Source organism: Comamonas sp. (assembly GCF_036643215.1).
Classification (GTDB): domain Bacteria; phylum Pseudomonadota; class Gammaproteobacteria; order Burkholderiales; family Burkholderiaceae_C; genus Comamonas.
Genome location: NZ_JAVXSJ010000006.1, coordinates 66,073 through 84,941, shown reverse-complemented (window position 1 = coordinate 84,941; position 18,869 = coordinate 66,073). Strand labels below are relative to the sequence as shown.

The following is an 18,869-nucleotide window of genomic DNA, read 5'->3' as shown; positions in this document are numbered from 1 at the left end:
TGCACGGCGGCTGCATTTTTTCAGCGCTTAAAACTTCTCCCAGTCGCCTTCACTCGCCATAGTTGCAAGCGGCTGTGGCTTCTTCAGGGCTGGCGCCAACTTGGGTGCACCTGCTGCCTGCCGGTTCGATGGTTTCATCACCTTGGCTGCAGACATACGAACGGGAGCCAGCGCCGGTGCGCCAGCAGTTACAGCCCCCGCACCTAAATTGAAGACAGAAACCACCTCAGACAAACGCTGAGCCTGCGCCTGCATGGACAGCGCAGCCGCACTGGATTCCTCCACCAGCGCCGCGTTCTGCTGCGTCATCTGATCGAGATTGGTGACGGCCTGATTCACTTGATTGATACCGTCGCGCTGCTCAGTCGACGAGGCGGTGATTTCACCAATCAGATCACTGACGCGGCGCACGCTGGTCACGATCTCATTCATGCTCTTGCCTGCCAGCTCCACCTGCTGAGAGCCCGACTGCACGTTGTCCACGCTGGTGGTGATGAGCTGCTTGATTTCCTTGGCCGCATCGGCGCTGCGCTTGGCAAGGGCTCGCACCTCGCTGGCCACCACGGCAAAACCACGGCCTTGCTCCCCCGCACGGGCGGCTTCTACCGCCGCATTCAGCGCCAGGATATTGGTTTGAAAAGCAATGGAATCGATCACGCCGATGATGTCGGCAATTCTGCGGCTGCTGTCCGTGATCTGGCCCATGCTTTGCACCACGCGCTGCACCACCTGACCGCCTTGCTCTGCGGCCTGTGCAGCGGTGGATGCCAGTTGATTGGCCTGGCGGGCCGTATCGGCGGATTGCGTCACCGTAGCGGTCAGCTCTTCCATGCTGGCGGCGGTTTCTTCCAGGTTAGCGGCAGTCTGCTCGGTACGAGCTGACAAATCCTGGTTGCCCATGGCGATCTGGCCTGAAGCCGAAGACACGGATTCCACGCCCGAGCGCACTTGCCCCACCACCGTGCGCAAGCGCGCAGCCATGACATTGAGCGAACGATGCAGCTGACCTAGCTCGTCATCACGCTGATGGTCTGTACTGACGCTCAAGTCAGCATCTGCAATAGCATCCGCCAGTTCAACCGCCTTCATCAGCGGCTGGGTAATGGATCGCATGATGAGCACGCCGGTCACCAGCCCCAGCAGCATGATCAAACCGCAGGCTGCTGCAATAACCCAATAGGCTTTGGTGCGACTGGCTTCTCCATCTTCCAGCGCCTGCATGCGATAGCGATCCTGCAGCTGTACATAGGCATCAAGGGCTGCGTAATATTTCTGAGCACCCGGGTTGAGCTGCTCTTCAATCAGTTTCTGAGAGTGCTCAAAGTCACGTGCACGCCGGGCTTGATCGACCTCCTTGTTCGCGGCAAACAAGGTGTCGCGGTGCTTGTTGACATCCGCCATCAATTTCCTGGCTTCATCGGTATGCACCTGCGCCAGCACTTTCTCACGCAGCGCATTAATGCTGGCGATCAGGCTACCCATCAGCTTGTACTGATGCTCCACCAGATTTTCCTCAGTCGACATGGCTGCCGCCGTAAAGCGGTCCATGCTCATTTGCGTCAGGATGCGCCATTCTTTGGCTTGATCAGCCGCAGTCTGTGCCTGCACGGCTGCCGAGAAAACGCTTTCATTGACACGACTGGAATAGGCCAGACTGCCCGCCACCAGCAACAACATGCTCACCAAAAGACCGATCACCAGCACCCATAGCTTCTGGGCTACAGTGAATTGAAACAACTTCATGAACCAACCAATCCAGACAAGAAAATCCAAACACTGGTACGTCACGCATCGTGAACTCCGGGCTGGCTTATTCATGACTCTGGCGGTCAATTCCTGGCCCTTGACGTCCTCTCTCAAGCCAGGCGGAGTTAGCTCCTCAAGGCTGCCCCGGAATATTAATAATTGTTACAACTGCTTTCCATCTTGGGCATAGCTCTTGTTATTAGGACTTTCCCGCTTACCGCAAAACCTTACTTCGTAAAGAAGGCATGAAAAAGCCCGCAGCTTCTTTTCAGATGCTGCGGGCTTTTGGGATGCGGATGCGGCTACTTAAAAAGTTTCCCAGTCCCCGTCATCAGCCGCTGTAGCCGACTTGCTGCTGGCAGCCAGTGCCGTGGGCGTAGCGGCCTTGCTGGCTGGCTTAGTTGTCATCGCTGCTGCACGCTGCTTGACGGGTGCCATGGCAGGCACCGCGCGGCTTGCGGCGCGCTGGGGTGCAGCCACCTTGGCATAGCCGCTTTCTTGGCCTAGCTTGAAGATGGAAACCACCTCGGCCAGACGCTCTGCCTGCTCTTGCATGGACAGCGCAGCTGCACTGGATTCCTCCACCAGCGCCGCGTTCTGCTGGGTCATCTGATCGAGATTGGTGACGGCCTGATTCACCTGATTGATACCGTCGCGCTGCTCAGTCGACGAGGCGGTGATTTCACCAATCAGATCACTGACGCGGCGCACGCTGGTCACGATCTCATTCATGCTCTTGCCTGCCAGCTCCACCTGCTGAGAGCCCGACTGCACGTTGTCCACGCTGGTGGTGATGAGCTGCTTGATTTCCTTGGCCGCATCGGCGCTGCGCTTGGCAAGGGCTCGCACCTCGCTGGCCACCACGGCAAAACCACGGCCTTGCTCCCCCGCACGGGCGGCTTCTACCGCCGCATTCAGCGCCAGGATATTGGTTTGAAAAGCAATGGAATCGATCACGCCGATGATGTCGGCAATTCTGCGGCTGCTGTCCGTGATCTGGCCCATGCTTTGCACCACGCGCTGCACCACCTGACCGCCTTGCTCTGCGGCCTGCGCAGCAGTTGATGCCAGTTGATTGGCCTGGCGGGCCGTATCGGCCGATTGCGTCACCGTAGCGGTCAGCTCTTCCATGCTGGCGGCGGTTTCTTCCAGATTGGCGGCAGTCTGCTCGGTACGGGCCGACAGGTCCTGATTGCCCGTGGCGATCTGGCCCGAGGCCGAGGAGACAGATTCCACCCCCGAGCGCACCTGACCGACCACGCTGCGCAGACGCTCGGTCATGGCATTCAAGGCCTTGAGAAGCAAACCCAGTTCGTCATTGCGATCCGCATTGACAGAGGCCGTGAGATCGCCCCCTGCAATGGTGTTGGCCAGGGCCACGGCTTCGTTCAAGGGATGGGTCACGGAGCGCACGATCAGCACGGCCATAACCAAGCCCAGCAAAACCAGCAAGCCACACACACTGCCGCTGACCCAGTAGGCGTTGCTGCGCAGCCGCTCGCCATTGCTCCTGGCCTGATCACGGTGCTGCTCTTGCAGGCGCACAAAGGCTTCCTGGGCATCGATATAGGCCTTGGCGGTGGGGCGCAGTTGCTTTTCTACGAGGTCGTAGGTCGCAGCAAAGTCGCTGTTGTTACGGGCCTGCTGTACTGCTGCATTGATTTCCAGTGTCTTGCGGCGATGCTCCGCAATACCTTCCAGCGCCTTTTGCGACTCTTCGGAGCGAGCGGTTTCCACCACCTGCTTTTGCAGGGCATTGATGCGCTCAATGCCCTGAGTCATCAGCTGGCGCTGCTGCACGACCAGGTTTTCCTCGCTGGAGATCGCCGCCACGATGGAGCGGTCAATACTGGTCTCGGTGAGATTGCGCCATTCCCGCGCCAAGGTGGCAGCGGTCTGGGTGCGGTCTACGTTGTCGGCAATGGTGGTGTTGACATTGTGTAAGTACACCAGGCTGCCGGCGTTCACCACCAACATGCCCAGCAACAGGCCAATCACCAGCACCCACAACTTTTGGGCCACAGTGAACTGATTCAACTTCATGGAAAACCAATCTAAGCAATACGGTTGAGCAAGAGCAATCCCCAGGCTGCACAGATCCAAACCGCCATGAGCGGTTGGCAGCGCCCGTGTCAGCCCGGAACGGCATCCCCATATCATCGTCATCGGTCGGGGAATATTAAATATTGTTACAAATCAAGCACTCCGCACTGCAGCACTTTGTCGGTAAAGCCGCTCCAGCCTGTACGGGCAACACAGAAAATGCGACGACCTACAATGAAGCTGTGCCAAAAACCTACCTGAACACCGATCTCCACTGCCACTCTGTCGTCTCCGACGGCACTTTGACGCCTGAGCAACTGGCCCAGCGTGCCGCTGAGCGAGGGGTGGAGCTGTGGGCGCTGACCGATCACGATGAAGTCGGCGGCCAGCACCGCGCTGCCGCAGCGGCCAAGGCTGCGGGTCTGGACTATCTGACGGGCACAGAAATCTCCGTCAGCTACGCGGGCAGCAGCGTGCATATCGTGGGCCTGGGCTTTGATGCCGACAACGCCGAATTGACGCAAGGTCTGTACGACACCCGCCATGGCCGCGGCCCGCGCGCCCGCGAGATGGGGCGTCTACTGGAAGAAGCAGGCATTCCCGGGGCCTACGAAGGCGCACTGCGCCACGCGGGTAACCCCGAGCTGGTCTCGCGCACCCACTTTGCGCGCTTTCTGGTGGAGACCGGGGTTTGCAGCGATACCTATGAAGTCTTCAGGCGCTACCTGACCGAAGGCAAACCCGGCTATGTCTCCCATGTCTGGGCCAATCTGCGCGATGCCGTGCGCTGGATTGTGGATGCTGGCGGCGTGGCCGTCATTGCCCACCCTGCGCGCTATGACTTCAGCGCGCTTGAGGAATACGCGCTGTTTTCAGAATTCAAGCAGCTGGGCGGCCAAGGCGTAGAAGTTATTACCGGTAGCCACCGCCCGCATGAATATGTGACCTATGCCGATATGGCTAAAGAGTTCGATCTCGCCGCATCGCGCGGCAGCGATTTTCACAGCCCCGAAGAATCACAAATCGACCTGGGACAGCTTCCCTACCTGCCCGGCAAGCTCACCCCTGTGTGGGAGCTGCTGCAAGACCGCATTCAGCGTGCTTGAACCTCAACGAAAGCCCGCATGACCACCGTTTTTGAAGTCTATCCAGAGAATCCTCAGCCCCGCATCATCAAGCAGGCGGCAGACATGCTGCGCAAGGGCTCCATCTTGGCAGTGCCTACAGATTCAAGCTACGCCCTGGTCTGCCACCTTGATGACAAGAACGCCGTAGACCGGCTGCGCCGCATTCGCCAGATCAACGACAAGCACCACCTCACACTGCTGTGCCGCGACCTGTCTGAGCTGGCGAATTACGCCCGCGTGGACAACCGCCAGTACCGCCTGCTGAAGCTGGCAACGCCCGGCCCCTACACCTTTATTCTTGAAGCCAGCAAGGAAGTGCCCAAGCGCCTGAGCCACCCCTCGCGCAAGACCATCGGCCTGCGCGTGCCTGATCGCAAAGGCCTGCAACTGCTGCTGGAGGAGCTGGGCGAACCACTGCTGGCAACCACCTTGATTGCTCCCGGAGAGACCGAGCCGCTCAACGATGCGGAATCGATTCTGGAGCGTTTCCCGCATGAGCTCGATGCCGTGGTTGATTCCGGGGCCTGCCCGCAGCAGCCGACCACCGTGCTGGACCTCACGCCCATGGCCCTGAACAACCCGCCCGTCGTGGTGCGTCAGGGTTTGGGCAGTCTGGAAGACATCGGCCTTCAAGCCGACTGAACTCAAAAACTCTTCACCCAATATTGATAGCACATAGCGCCTGTCAATATTGGGCTACAGCCTGATTTCACTTGAAATCAGTATTCTTCATACGCCAGCACTGGCTTTGATGCGAGTGGCGCATGCCGTCCCGCAGGCGCCATGGCTGGGTGCAGCGACAACATGGGCGCGGGCACATCGTCGTCATCCAGCTTGAAAGCACCCACGGCCTGCTGCAAATCCTGCGTGCGGGCATTGAGCGCGGCCGCGGCCTGCGTGGCCTGCATGACCAGCGCTGCGTTTTCCTGATTGGTACTGTCCATGTGCGCCACGGCAGTATTGACGTGGGCAATGCCCTCGCTTTGCTCCTTCAGCGCGCCGGAGATTTCACCCAGCAACCCCGTCACCTGGCCTACGGACTGCATGATGTCCTGCATGGTGCTACCGGCTTGCCCCACCAAGCCGGAGCCGCTTTCCACCTGCGCAACGCTGGCGGTAATCAGCTCCTTGATCTGTTTGGCAGCCTCCGCACTGCGGCCTGCCAGAGAGCGCACCTCGCTAGCCACCACGGCAAAGCCACGGCCTTGCTCTCCGGCTCGGGCCGCTTCCACGGCAGCGTTCAGCGCCAGGATATTGGTCTGGAAGGCGATGCCTTCAATCACCTGAATGATGTCCACAATCTTGCGTGAGCTGCCGCTGATGGCATCCATGGTGTCGACCACCTGATTGACCACCTGCCCGCCGCGCCCTGCGTTAGCCGATGCCGTCACGGCCAGAGAGCTTGCTGAATGCGCGCGCTCGGCGTTCTGGCGCACTGTGATGGTGAGCTGCTCCATGCTGGCCGCCGTTTCGGTCAGCGCGCTAACCTGTTGTTCGGTGCGACTGGAGAGGTTGGAGTTACCTGCATCAATCTCATAGGCCGATACGGCCAGCGAATCCGTGGACTGTTTGATGCGCCCCACCAGTTCAGTCAGCGTGTCTTCCATGGTGCTCAGCGCTGTCAGCAGACGACCAAACTCACCGGTGGCGCTGGATGAAAACTCTTTGCTCAAGTCACCCGCAGCTACGGTCTCGGCAATCAAGATCGCTTCTTGCAAAGGCGCCACAATGCCCCGGCGCAGGCTGAACCACGACCACGCGCAAGAAATAAACACCCAGGCCCCCAGCGCCAGCAACCACCAGCGCGAGCGCTGGACTTCAGTCATCAGTTGCTGCGACTGCTGGGCCGTGAGCGAACCCGCTTGCAGCACCGTCAGCACATCAGACATAGCCACCCACGCAATGCCCATCAGCGCCAGCACAAATACGCTGATGCTGACAAATGCAATCACTAGTCGATTGCTCACCGTCATATTGATCCCCTTGCCCAGCCCTGCTGTGCCGAACGCGTTGTTATTGGTTGATTTATCTGACTCGCATACAACCTGAGCAGCGGCCAAGCGCTGACCCCAAGCTGCATGCGGGTTGCATTTTGCAACAATTGCTTGATCTGGCAACTATGTGCAACCCGAATTTCAGGCCCTGAAGCTGACTTGTGCAAGAGTGAGACAGCGCCAAGGCGCAGCGTCTGAGACAATCACCGGGTGGAATTCACCCAACTCATTCAAACCGTCCTGATCTACGCACTGCCTGTGCTGTTCGCCATCACCATTCATGAGGCGGCGCACGGCTATGCGGCGCGTCATTTTGGCGACAACACCGCAGCCATGATGGGTCGCATCACGCTCAACCCCATCAAGCACATCGACCCCGTCGGCACCATCCTGATGCCGTTGATGCTGTACTTCGCCACGTCGGGGGCTTTTCTGTTTGGCTACGCCAAGCCCGTTCCCGTGCGCTTTGACCAGTTGCGCAACCCCAAGCGCGACATGATCTGGGTGGCGCTGGCGGGCCCGGCATCCAACTTTGTACAGGCCATTTTCTGGGCATTGGTACTGGTGATGCTGGTAGCACTGGGCCAGAACGAGCGCTTCTTCCTGGAGATGTGCCGCGCCGGCATCACAGTCAACCTTGTGATGTGGGCCTTCAACCTCTTTCCACTGCCGCCGCTCGATGGCGGCCGCATTTTGGTTGGCCTGCTGCCCTGGAAGCAGGCGCAAGCCGTAGCCCGTGTTGAGCCCTATGGCTTTTTCATCGTCATGGGCCTGGTTCTGCTCGGCGTGGTCGGCAGCTACTGGCTGCGCCCGCTGATGAGCCTCGGCTACTCGGCCATCGACCTGATCCTCTACCCCTTCATGGCCTTGCTGCGCTGACACAGGCGCGGCAGACTGCTATCGATTTTTGCTGTTGATTCCTATGAGCACTACCCGTTTCCTGACCGGCATCACCCCCAGCGGCACCCCACATCTGGGTAACTACGCAGGCATGATGCGCCCCGCCATTGAGGCCAGCCGCAACAAGAACGTAGAGAACTTCTACTTTCTGGCCGACTACCACGCGCTCATCAAGTGCCAGGACCCCGATCGCGTGCAGCGCTCCACCATCGAGATTGCCGCCAGCTGGCTGGCCGCCGGTCTGGACCCCGAACACGTCACTTTCTACCGCCAGTCGGACATCCCCGAGATCCCCGAGCTGACCTGGTTTCTGACCTGTGTGACCGGCAAGGGTCTGCTCAACCGCGCTCATGCCTACAAGGCATCCGTAGACAAAAACAACGCCGCAGGCACCGAGCCTGACGACGGCGTGACCGCAGGCCTGTTCATGTACCCCGTGCTGATGGGCGCTGACATCTTGGTCTTCAACGCCAACAAAGTGCCCGTGGGCCGCGATCAGGTCCAGCATCTGGAGATGGCGCGCGACATGGCTTCCAGCTTCAACCACATCTACGGCGGCGAATACTTTGCCCTCCCCGAAGCCGTGGTCGAAGAAAGCGTTGCAACCTTGCCCGGCCTTGATGGCCGCAAGATGAGCAAGAGCTACAACAACACGATTCCGCTGTTTGCCCCGCGTGAGCAGCTCAAAAAGCTCATCAACGGCATCACCACAGACTCGCGCGCGCCCGGCGAGCCCAAGGAAGTCGAAGGCTCGGCCCTGTTCCAGATCTATCAAGCCTTTGCCACCGCCGAAGAAACCGAAGCCCTGCGCCAGCAATACGCCGCAGGCATTGCCTGGGGCGATGCCAAGCAGGCCCTGTTCGAGCGCATCGACCGCGAAATCGCGCCCATGCGCGAGCGCTATGAATACCTGATGGCCCACCCCGCCGAGCTGGAAGAGATTCTGCAAGCCGGTGGCATCAAGGCCCGCAAGCTGGCCACTCCCTTGCTGCAGCAGCTGCGCAGCGCCGTGGGCATTCGCAATCTGGCGCAGACCAGCAAAGCCAAGGCAAAGACGGCCAAAACAGCCCTGCCCCAGTTCAAGCAGTACCGTGAGGCGGATGGCCAGTTCTACTTCAAGCTCGTGGCCGCCGATGGCCAGCTGCTGCTGCAAAGCCAGGGTTTTACCGCCCCCAAGGAAGCAGGTCAGAGCATTGCTCAGCTGCAGCGTGAAGGCGCAGCGGCTCTGGAAGCGATCAAACCTCGCCTGCAGTCGCTTGACGGAATCAGTGACGAACAAGTGCTTCAGGCGCTTGAACAGTTGCGAGAAGCCGCAGAGCAGTAAACTGCGCTGGAATCATGGAGAGAGCTGCCCGAGCCATTGCCGGGCAGTGGAGATTCAATACTTCGCACGAAAGGGATGAGAAATGCGTATTGCCGCCCTGGATGACGATCCTTTGCAATTAGAACTGTTGCGCCAAGTCGCCACAGAAGCAGGCCACAGTTGCCACACCTTCCTCAAAGGCGCCGCGCTGCAGCAAGCGCTGCGACGCGAGAGCTTTGATCTATTACTGATCGACTGGGAACTGCCCGACACCAAGGGCCCCGATGTTGTGCGCTGGGTGCGCGAGCAGATCAGCAAAGATGTACCCATCATCTTCATCACCCACCGCAGCGAAGAGGCCGACATTATTGAAGGCTTGGCCAGCGGTGCTGATGATTTCATGATCAAGCCTATCCGTGCGGGTGAGTTACGCGCGCGCATCTCTTCCTTGCTGCGCCGCTCCTACCCGCTGGCTGCGCAAAGCGTTCTGACTTTCGGGCCTTACCGTTTTCTCACCGCCACCAATGGCATTGAGATGGATGACAAGCCCGTGGAAGTCACACACCGCGAATACACGCTGGCGCTGACGCTGTTCCAGAACCGGGGCCGCCTGCTCTCGCGCGATCATTTGCGCGAAGTGGTATGGGGTCATAACGCCGAGGTGCAATCGCGCTCGCTGGACACCCATGTCTCGCGCCTGCGCAACCTGCTCAATCTGCGTGCTGGACAGCCCTATGCCATTTCCGCTATTTATGGCTATGGCTACCGCCTGGATGCCCCCGAAACCGCTGAGGCCGAAGAGCCCAGCGCCGCCTGATTTTTAATAGCACCAACCCCACACCCCACCTTCAAAAAATGCCTATTCGCCCTCAGTCCCGCTTTGCAACCCACGCCTCGCTGTATGGCTTGGGCTCAGGTGCGCTCTGGGTGGCATTGGCAGGGCTGATGGGGGCCAATGCAGTCAACGCCCAGATCACACCCAAGCAACGCGGCGGCGACTTTATCGTGCACCGCGTGGTGGCTGGCGACACACTGGAAATGCTGGCCGCCCGCTATCTGGGCGACCGCACGCACTGGACCGCGCTGCAAAGCCACAATCGCGTGGACAACCCCTTTCAGTTGCGCCCCGGCTCGATGCTTGAAATTCCGACCCGTCTGCTGCGCGCAGCCACGGCATCGGTAGAGTTTGTGCAGGGTGATGTACGCAGCTCACGCTCTTTGAGCCATCTCGCAGACACCGCCAATGTGGTCAGTGCCGCTTCGCAAGCGGTGCAAAAAGGCCAGTTGCTGCAGGAAGGTGACTCGCTCAAGGTTCCGGCCAACGCCTTTGTATCTGTGCGTCTGGCTGATGGGTCGCTGGTGCGGGTGCAGTCAGAGTCTGATGTAGAGCTGCGCCAGATGCGCCGCAAGGGCCGCGCCGGCAGTTTGCAATCCGTCATCGACCTGCGCGAAGGCGGAATTGAGGCATCTGTGCCCAAGCAGACCAATGGTGAACGCCGCTTTGAAGTGCGCACACTGGCTGCATCCACCAGCGTGCGCGGCACCCAGTTTCTGGTGCTGACCGATGCTGCAGGCCAAACCGCTGCAGCTGTGGATGAAGGCTCGGTCGCCATTCAGGCGGGTCAGCCCTCTGCCCTGCTCAAGCCCGGCCAAGGCCTTGCCGTCTCGGCCAGCGGCCAGCTGGGCAAGCCTGCAGCCATGCTGGGGGCGCCTGATATTGCTGCGTGGCCCGCACTGGCGGAAGACGCCAACTGGGTCAGTCTGCCCCTGCCTGCCATGCCCGGCGCGGTGCGCTATCAGGTGCAACTGGCCAAAGACAAAGAAATCACCCAGATCGTGCGCGGCGGCATGTTCACACAATCGCCCGCCCGCCTGACGGGCGTGGAAGACGGCAACTACATCGCCGCCATTCGCGCCATTGATGTCAATGGCATTCCTGGCGCCCGCAGCCTGCAGGCTCTGCGCGTCAAGGCCCACCCCGTGCCTCCGCACTACGAATCGCCAGAACCGGATGCAACTGTCGGTCTGGGCCAGCGCGGCCTGCAATGCACCAAGGTGACTGAGGCCTCCGCCCATCGCATTCAGGTGGCCGATGCCGCTGGTAACTTCGCCCAGCCCCTGCTTGATGCGGGCGACCTCAAAGATTGCACCCTGCCCGCCGATGCGCTGGCCAAGCTGCCCGTGGGCGAGTACCAGTGGCGCGTTGCCAGCATTCGAACACTCAGCAATGGTCAGCGGGATGCTGGCCCATTCGCCGCCCCCCAGAAGCTGAAACTGGCCCACGCCCCCAAATCGCCAGACCTGCAACTGGACGGCAGCGCGGGTGAGGGCAGCCGCAACATTCGCTGGGCCGGTGAAGAAGGCCAGCGCTACCGCATCGTCGTGGCCAGCGAACCCGGCTTTGCCACGCCAGTGGTCGACACCTGGATCACGCAGCCCGAGTGGGGCACACAAGACCTTCCCGTCGGTGCTTACTACCTGCAAATGCAGGTGGAAGACAGCAACGGCCTGCGCAGCAATTTCTCGGCAGCACGCCAGTTCCAGACCGGCAACTCGGTCACCTCGGTCGAGGGCCAGACCCTGACCTCTGGCGATGGCTCCCGCCTGATGCGCCAGTAAAAACAGTAGCTGCCAGCCCATGATTTCAATGGAATGTCATGGGATTCATGCCTTAAACCAAGAGCTATCAAGCGCTGGCAGCTATTGTTTTATGACTGCTTCACCGCACTCTCTGCATGACTGAAGCACCACCCGAACGCAAAAACCGCCTGCAAAACCTGCGCCTGAGCTGGCTGCTGCTCAGCGCCTTTTTGCTCGGCCTGACGTACTGGCTTAGCGGCAGCAATCAGTTGGTACGCATCAACGGCATCATTCAAGACACCTCGGCCTGGCTGCACCAGCGCCCTGCATCACCCGATATCGTCATCGTCGCCATTGATGACGACAGCATTGACAGCATTGGCCGCTGGCCCTGGCGCCGCGCCCTGCACGCCGCTGCGCTGGAACGCATTCAGCAGGGCCAGCCTCGCGCCATTGGGTTGGATATCGTCTTCAGCGAAGAAGATCTGGACTACCCCGGCGATGACCTTCTGCTGCAACTCTCGCTGCAAAAAAGCGGCGAGGTAGTTCTGCCCATCACCCGCGCCGCGCAGGGCGAAGCTACACCACCACTGCAAGGCCTTGCCAGCGTGGCCGCAGCCTTGGGCCACACGCAAATGCCCATGGATGCCGATGGCGTGGTGCGCCGCTTTTACGCACAAGAAGGGCGGCCCGGCCAGCTCTGGTGGCATATGGCTCTGAGCCTACATTGCGTGGGCGAAACCACTCAGCCCTGCCAGCCCACTCAAGCGGCTCAAACACCCACCAAGCCTGGAGCGACATGGCAACGCCTGCAGCCCCAGCTCATCGCCTTTGCCAGCGCTGCGCAAGACAAGCAGCAAGGCCATCAGTCACCGTTCACCACCTATTCCTATATCGACGTTCTGCGCGGCAACATCCCCCCCGCAGCGTTTCGCGGTAAATACGTGCTGATTGGCGCTACCGCCGCTGGGCTGGGTGAAAAATTCACCGCACCTATCGGCTTTGATGCACGCCTGGTCTCCAATGTGGAAATGCTGGGCCATGTGCTCAACGGCATCTTGCTCGATACGCATCTGGAAGCGGCCTCGCCCTCCCTCAACCGCGCACTCAATCTGCTGCCTGTGCTGCTGGGCCTGCTTGCGCTGGCATGGGTCGGCCCCTCCGGCGGCTTGATTGCCAGCGCCTTGCTGGCACTACTCAGCCTGCTTATCGCCGGGCTTGCCCCGCGCTGGGGCCATGTGCAAACTGCACCCGCTGCGGCTCTACTGGGCCTCTCTCTCGCCTACCCGCTGTGGAGCTGGCTGCGCCTGCGAGCCGCCACCCGCTTTCTCGCGCTGGAACTGCAAGACCTGCAAGGCCAGGGCCTGCCGGTCATCAGCACCAGCGCTCTCAAAGGCGATGCACTCGACCAGCGCATTGCCGCCGTCGAGCAAGCCTCCCGCCAGCTGCGCGCCCTGCACCACTTTGTGAGCGAAAGCCTGCGCCAGCTGCCATCGGCCACCTTTGTCTGCGACCGCGACGGGATGGTGCTGCTGGCTAACACCGCCGCCTACCGCCACATTGAAAGTCTGGGCACCAGCCTCAAGCAAGGCGATGATTTGATTACCCTGCTGGCCGGCCTGCACAACGCCACCAGCCACGACTACCACTCTGCAAGCCTGCCCGCCAGCAGCGCGCCACTGCTCAGCCGCAACGCCCTCCAGCAAGCCACCCTGCCCCGCCAAAGCGAGGGCCGCGACACGCAGGGCCGCTATCTCATGCTGCTCAGTCAGGCATTTGAGGCACCGCCCACATCCGGCTGGCTGATCACGCTGATCGACATCAGCGACCTACGCAGCGCACAGGCCCAGCGCGATCAGGCCATGCAATTCATCTCACACGACATACGCGCGCCAGTCGGCTCCATCATCACGCTGCTGGAGATGCAACGCACCAGCAAACGCATCGAGTCTGAAGACGTTTTGTTTGCCCGCATTGAAAGCTACGCCCAGTCATCGCTCCAACTGGCAGACGACTTTGTACACCTGGCAAGAGCGCAAGAGCAAAACTACCGCAGCGAACTGCTGGACCTAGGCCTGCTCGCCGATCAAGCCGTATCTGACTGCTGGACACAAGCCCAGCAGCAAAACGTGCAGCTGGTGTTTGAGCTGCCAGAGACTGAAGCCAGCGTGCACGGCGACCCCGGCCTGCTGCACCGCGCCGTCATCAACCTGCTGACCAATGCCATCAAATACGGCAAGCCGCAGGACAGCGATCAAGCCGCCATCGTCGAATGCCGCATTGTGGAAGACGCCCAGAGCTGGGGCATTGCCGTGCGCGATCACGGCCCGGGCATGGATGAAGCCTCGCTGACCAAACTCAGCCAGCCCTTCGAGCGCCTGCAGCAGCATGAGCGCATGGATGGTGTGGGTCTGGGCCTGGCCTTTACCCGCACCGTAGCCCAGCGCCATGGCGGCAGCCTGCAGATCAGCAGCCGACTGGGTCATGGCAGCACTTTCACTCTACATATCCCCAAGGCCTGAAGCCAGAACACATCTGAGAGCAAGAAACGAAAAAGCCTCAGAACTTTTCAGTTCTGAGGCTAGACGTTTTTGGTGCGGCTGGCAGGAATCGAACCCACGACCCCTTGGTTCGTAGCCAAGTACTCTATCCAGCTGAGCTACAGCCGCAACAGGGTTGTATTCTAGCGGTGAAAAAACACCTCTCAGACCAAATCAGCAAATTTTTCGCAATCAGGCAAAGAAAAAGCCTGTCACCGACGAAGATGACAGGCTTGATACATGTTTGGTAGGGCGTGACAGACTTGAACTGTCGACCAAAGGATTATGAGTTTCGGCAGGTTTGTGCTTGCCTAGGGAAGTGTACCGAAGTGCACCGAAACCTGCAGAAGCTAAAAGTATTTTAGTGACAGTAAGTTAGCGAAATTTGATGGAGTTCGATAGAACTGGTGGGTGTACCGCTGGTGTACCGAGAAATCCCAGGCCAAAAGCCAAACAAGCTCTTCACAAGAGGGTTTGAATTGCCAGTAGAAGCTAAGAATTTGCCCCACTTTCCACATCGTCCAACAACTCTAGGATCCACACGCATGAAGCGCGAACCGACTCCTTGTTTTAGAGCGTACCTCCAACCAGGTCAACATCTGCCATTACCGGATTGGGCAGAAGACTTGCCCACCGCCTACGAGCGGGCACGTGAAGATTGGTGGAGCCAACTTGATGAGGCCAACCGCAAGCACTGGATAGCCCTCTCGGGCGGGAGCGGGACGGTTACAGACGCTTGGGAAGCATTCCTAGCGAGCAAAGCACGCGGCCCTGTCTTTACATAGCCCCTCAGCAACTACTGCACTGGCACTGCAGATTCACGGCCTTATCACTGCACTTACACCGCAAGTTCACTGCATCGCCACTGCAGTCTCACTGCAAATTCACGGCCCCAACAGGACGCCATCACATGTGCTCGCAATGGAGCACATTTCGGCTTGCGTGTACCACTCATTAACTCAATGATTTAAAAAGAAAAAATCATTAAAAACCACCTACAGCGTGTCACGTTCTTTATGTTCCACTAAGCAGCGAAGTTCGTTCAATTGAGTTGCCGCAGTGTCCAAGACACTCCATCGAATACCGACCACGTGCTGCAACGCAGTCGGTATCAGCAAAACATCAGCAACTCTCAATAGGGCATCAGCAAAAGATCAGCAGAACATAAGCAAAAGACCAGCAAGCCCTAAAGAGTTGACCTCAGGATGCGCTTAAGGACGCGCATTTCCACCTTCCCCTCAGGTCATCCATTTGGCAGACCCGCACCGGCCAAGGCCTGGAAAAAATCCAAGTAACGCCAGCGCTCAAAAAGCAAAGGCCAATTTTTCCAGGCGGAGCGTGGGCGGATGGCCTGCACCCAGCAGTTAGCAGTTAGCAGTTAGCAGTTGCTTAATGAAGCCATGAACAACTGCCTATCCACAGGTCACGCTAGGTAAGAAAAAGGTAATAAGAAGGTAAAGGGCGGCAACGCGTCAAAAAATCCAACAGTGACAGTACCTTGAAGCACCCTTGGGCGATGCTATGCAGATGAAGAGCGATGCTATGCAGATGAAGAGCGACGCTATGCAGATGACGGAGCGATGCTATGCAGATGCCCTGAATCAGGAATCGCGTAATCAAGGGAAAGCAAGGCTCCCTCATTACCTGAGCTGAATTCGAGCATCTAGCGTGTTGTTCAAATCGGCAAGCCACAGTCTCCATAGCATTTTGAGATGATGGTTGCGCTTACTAACTACAGATCACCAAGTGCCTGCCAGTAGCCAATGACGTCAGCCGCAAGACGTGAGCATTACGATGAGCCACTGCGCAGGTGGCTGTTACTACGTCGTCCAGACAGTGAGCTATGTGCCCCCACTCATCCACACCGATCTGCGGCCATACAGGCCTTAATGGCCTGTGTGCCTGCACATGGTGTACAGCACCACTTACTTAACGTTGTCTGAGTCCGACTCAGAGCACTTTGATCGAGAGCTTCTGCGGCAAGTTGGTCTCATCATGAACAGCGCGGTTCTAACCCCAGGTGCAGATTCCAGTCTTACTTGATCGCCCGTTCCAGTGCTCGTGGACAGTAGTCCAAAATTAGATGGACATCCAGCTGCTTAACGTTGACGGCAGCAAACGACCCTGAGCTACCCTCCGAGTTCCAGGAATCTACGTCTGCTGTGAGCCCAGGAAGTGCACTAACCGACGAAGTCGTATATCTCTTCGTTCAAGACATCATTCAACGCATAGCGAAGGAACTTGATATCTATCCATGCGAGCTCGATGCGTGCATATTCGCCAGCTTTGATGCTGACGAAGCAGACAGCTAAGATGACGCTTAACACTTCTATCGAGACGACATGCCTACGGCACGCAGCTCATGTCAATCGTTAGGCATCAGAAGGCGATCGGATCATCTCGAATATGGATCAACTCAATTTCAGCTTTTGGTTTGGCCTAGCGCTGGCCATTCCGATTGGAATTTTTGTCAACCTGGTTACACCATCGATTGGCCAGTGGTGGGCTAAGCGGAATCGCAGTCGGTCACTTCAGCAGACAAAGGCGCTCAAGCGCGAGCTTCTGAAGATTGAACAAATCGCTAAAGAGCCGGGGCAACATCAAGTGTTCTTGCTTGAGGCCGTATTACTCATCACTCTGCTAACGTCAGCATTTGGAGTTATGACGGGGCTCTTCTTCGCCCTATCAAATTTGGCATTCAGTGGGTCCAAAGGATTGGCGATTGGAGCCCAATTCACGTCGATATTTGGCGGCGTCTTGATCGCTCGAGAGGTCATAGACACATTGCGACGGTCCAAACAGATCAAGAACATTGATAAGTACCGGGAGGAAGTTGCAACTAAGTTGAAAGAGTTGGGAGATGGCGGCACTGATGCCTAACCCGTCATTGCAGCGGACGGCCTATGGTAGCCGCTGAATTCAATCGTTAGTGGATTTCTGCTCTGGGTCGATCGCCGGCCGACACGAAGGACTGCTGATGGGTACCTCAGGTTTGTCGTGTTGCCTCATCAAGTCTGCCTTCCGGCAGCAGACCGCTCACAGCTTGAAGCTGTAGTTCGGAGGTGCACCATGGGTGTCTGCTCATGGCCGAAAGCAGAATTAGCAAGCTGTCCAAGTTGGGTGGTTAGCCGTCTAGATGAAATCAGCGTACTGTCCACGAAACCTTGGAATCAGTGACCATAAAGACTGGAATCTGCACCCGGGCAAGGCACGACGCTATGCGGATACTGTCATCCAGATCGATAGCTGTTGTTTACCTTTAGTACTAATCTCGACTTTGTAATTGGCAATGATGTTCAAGCGCTCCAGTTCCCGACATGCACGCGCTAGGGCTTTCTTGAAATCTCGCATTCGCCCCCTGTACTGCATTTTTTCCTTGAGCCATTCCAGCACATAGCGTTGTATGGGGTCACTCGACGTGGCCACAAGCAGCTGAAGAGATTTGGCCATATCTTGCCCCCGGCCTATTTGCTTTCGCTTCTCCCAATCCAGAAGGGCATATTCATCGTTGCCAAACAGCACTGTCCAACGCGAATCCAGCGTGAAGTTATAGGTCTTTGTGACTGAGTCATAGCCAAAGCTCTGAACAATGTGAAACGCATCTGTTTTCCCGACACTGTACTTCCTGGTGCCATCCGAGCGCTTTGCTTCCGCGATGAGGGTTGCCTCGGTTAGTGCCTTCATCCGCCTCATGAGCCATTGGTACTGACTCACATTTGTTTGCCTACCTAGCGCACGCAGCAAAGCTGCGCGATTAACCGCGACCGGCAGGCCTAGCGGCTGGTTCTTGGCCTCAAAAAATAATTGCAACGTAATATCAGCATCAGCCTCATCGAGCTGCTCTCCCGAATAGCTCATGACTGCATCTGAGCGTGTAACAAGCACCGTCTCAATGAGCTGCTGCCGATGCCCTCTAGCGATGGGAGCAAAGAGTGACGATCTTGCTATCTGATTCGGCATTGCCCTTTTAAATTCACCCATGCCTCGTAGAAACAGCTCAGCAGGTCTACTAGCAACTTTCTTCTCAACCTTAGCTTGCACTTCCTCAGTACGTTGCTTGAGCCACGCAATTGAATCAGACACGCGCAACTGCCGTTGCCGTACCTCGGCTTGCGATTCATCAAGGAGCTCGGACACCAGGAAGTTCCAAACTCAGGTCAGTTCATTTGTTCGATGATTTCCGCGATTTTTGCGGTATCAAAATACACTCGCCGTCCGAATTTTTTACGAGCTGCATTGACTTGACCTGCCCAGCCGACATTGGTGCGCAGACTGATACGAAGGCCATCGGGTGAACGATGAAGTTCTTGGGCCAAATGCACCAACGTCATCAAGGTGCCGTATTTGCTTGTGAGGGCTTGTTCTTTCGTCATGCTCTAGCTCCGAAAACAACCGAAACACATCGGGTATGAGCGAAGTTTGAGTAAACGGAACGATGCGCGGAAGTATGGCGCATATGGTGAATATGGTAAAAAATTCACCTAAGTGATTGTTATTAATTGATTTTTAATTTTTATGCATTTTTACAACATCATCCAAATCATAGTGAAACTGCATGCTCAACGGCACACTACTTGCATGACTTGCATGACTTGCATGACTTGCATGACTTGCATGACTTGCATGACTTGCATGA

The 18,869-nt window shown here is 57.9% G+C and carries 13 protein-coding genes and 1 tRNA gene; 8 read left to right on the top strand and 6 right to left on the bottom strand.

The window, feature by feature from the left end; genetic code table 11:
- Positions 1-27 precede the first annotated feature (27 nt).
- Both RSF91_RS06395 and RSF91_RS06390 read right to left on the bottom strand, forming a co-directional pair.
- A complete protein-coding gene (locus RSF91_RS06395; RefSeq protein WP_332567625.1) occupies positions 28-1,743 on the bottom strand; it encodes a methyl-accepting chemotaxis protein in 1,716 nt (571 codons plus the stop codon).
- Between the two features lie 309 nt (positions 1,744-2,052).
- The gene (locus RSF91_RS06390) at positions 2,053-3,789 is read right to left on the bottom strand and encodes a methyl-accepting chemotaxis protein (protein ID WP_332567624.1); all 1,737 of its coding nucleotides are present in this window, start codon (positions 3,787-3,789) and stop codon (positions 2,053-2,055) included.
- A 242-nt stretch (positions 3,790-4,031) separates the two neighbouring features.
- On the opposite strand from RSF91_RS06390, the gene RSF91_RS06385 reads away from it, so the two are divergent.
- Together RSF91_RS06385 and RSF91_RS06380 are read left to right on the top strand one after the other, a co-directional pair.
- The gene (locus RSF91_RS06385; RefSeq protein ID WP_332567623.1) at positions 4,032-4,895 is read left to right on the top strand and encodes a 3',5'-nucleoside bisphosphate phosphatase; all 864 of its coding nucleotides are present in this window, start codon (positions 4,032-4,034) and stop codon (positions 4,893-4,895) included.
- Between the two features lie 18 nt (positions 4,896-4,913).
- Positions 4,914-5,558, top strand: coding sequence for an L-threonylcarbamoyladenylate synthase (locus RSF91_RS06380; RefSeq protein WP_332567622.1), 645 nt, complete (start codon positions 4,914-4,916; stop codon positions 5,556-5,558).
- Positions 5,559-5,635: 77 nt separating this feature from the next.
- Here the strand turns inward: RSF91_RS06380 and RSF91_RS06375 are convergent, their stop codons facing one another.
- A complete protein-coding gene (locus tag RSF91_RS06375; protein WP_332567621.1) occupies positions 5,636-6,889 on the bottom strand; it encodes a methyl-accepting chemotaxis protein in 1,254 nt (417 codons plus the stop codon).
- Positions 6,890-7,120: 231 nt separating this feature from the next.
- Between RSF91_RS06375 and RSF91_RS06370 the strand changes: the two genes are divergently transcribed.
- From RSF91_RS06370 to RSF91_RS06350, 5 genes are all read left to right on the top strand, one after another.
- Positions 7,121-7,789, top strand: a complete 669-nt coding sequence (locus RSF91_RS06370) for a site-2 protease family protein (RefSeq protein WP_332567620.1) — start codon at positions 7,121-7,123, stop codon at positions 7,787-7,789.
- 43 nt (positions 7,790-7,832) lie between these two features.
- The gene (locus RSF91_RS06365) at positions 7,833-9,134 is read left to right on the top strand and encodes a tryptophan--tRNA ligase (RefSeq protein ID WP_332567619.1); all 1,302 of its coding nucleotides are present in this window, start codon (positions 7,833-7,835) and stop codon (positions 9,132-9,134) included.
- A gap of 82 nt (positions 9,135-9,216) precedes the next feature.
- Positions 9,217-9,930, top strand: a complete 714-nt coding sequence (locus RSF91_RS06360; RefSeq protein ID WP_332567618.1) for a response regulator transcription factor — start codon at positions 9,217-9,219, stop codon at positions 9,928-9,930.
- A gap of 38 nt (positions 9,931-9,968) precedes the next feature.
- Positions 9,969-11,732, top strand: a complete 1,764-nt coding sequence (locus RSF91_RS06355) for a FecR family protein (RefSeq protein ID WP_442878808.1) — start codon at positions 9,969-9,971, stop codon at positions 11,730-11,732.
- Positions 11,733-11,848: 116 nt separating this feature from the next.
- Positions 11,849-14,215, top strand: a complete 2,367-nt coding sequence (locus tag RSF91_RS06350; protein WP_332567617.1) for a CHASE2 domain-containing protein — start codon at positions 11,849-11,851, stop codon at positions 14,213-14,215.
- 70 nt (positions 14,216-14,285) lie between these two features.
- On the opposite strand, the gene RSF91_RS06345 is transcribed toward RSF91_RS06350, so the two are convergent.
- A tRNA-Arg gene (locus tag RSF91_RS06345) sits at positions 14,286-14,362 on the bottom strand.
- Between the two features lie 2,277 nt (positions 14,363-16,639).
- On the opposite strand from RSF91_RS06345, the gene RSF91_RS06340 reads away from it, so the two are divergent.
- The gene (locus RSF91_RS06340; RefSeq protein ID WP_332567616.1) at positions 16,640-17,113 is read left to right on the top strand and encodes a hypothetical protein; all 474 of its coding nucleotides are present in this window, start codon (positions 16,640-16,642) and stop codon (positions 17,111-17,113) included.
- 336 nt (positions 17,114-17,449) lie between these two features.
- On the opposite strand, the gene trfA is transcribed toward RSF91_RS06340, so the two are convergent.
- Together trfA and RSF91_RS06330 are read right to left on the bottom strand one after the other, a co-directional pair.
- Complete coding sequence (gene trfA, locus RSF91_RS06335; RefSeq protein ID WP_332567615.1) at positions 17,450-18,370, bottom strand: plasmid replication initiator TrfA; 921 nt, start codon at positions 18,368-18,370, stop codon at positions 17,450-17,452.
- Between the two features lie 20 nt (positions 18,371-18,390).
- Entirely contained in the window at positions 18,391-18,606 is a 216-nt protein-coding gene (locus RSF91_RS06330; protein ID WP_332567614.1) for a DNA-binding protein, read from the bottom strand.
- Positions 18,607-18,869: the final 263 nt, after the last annotated feature.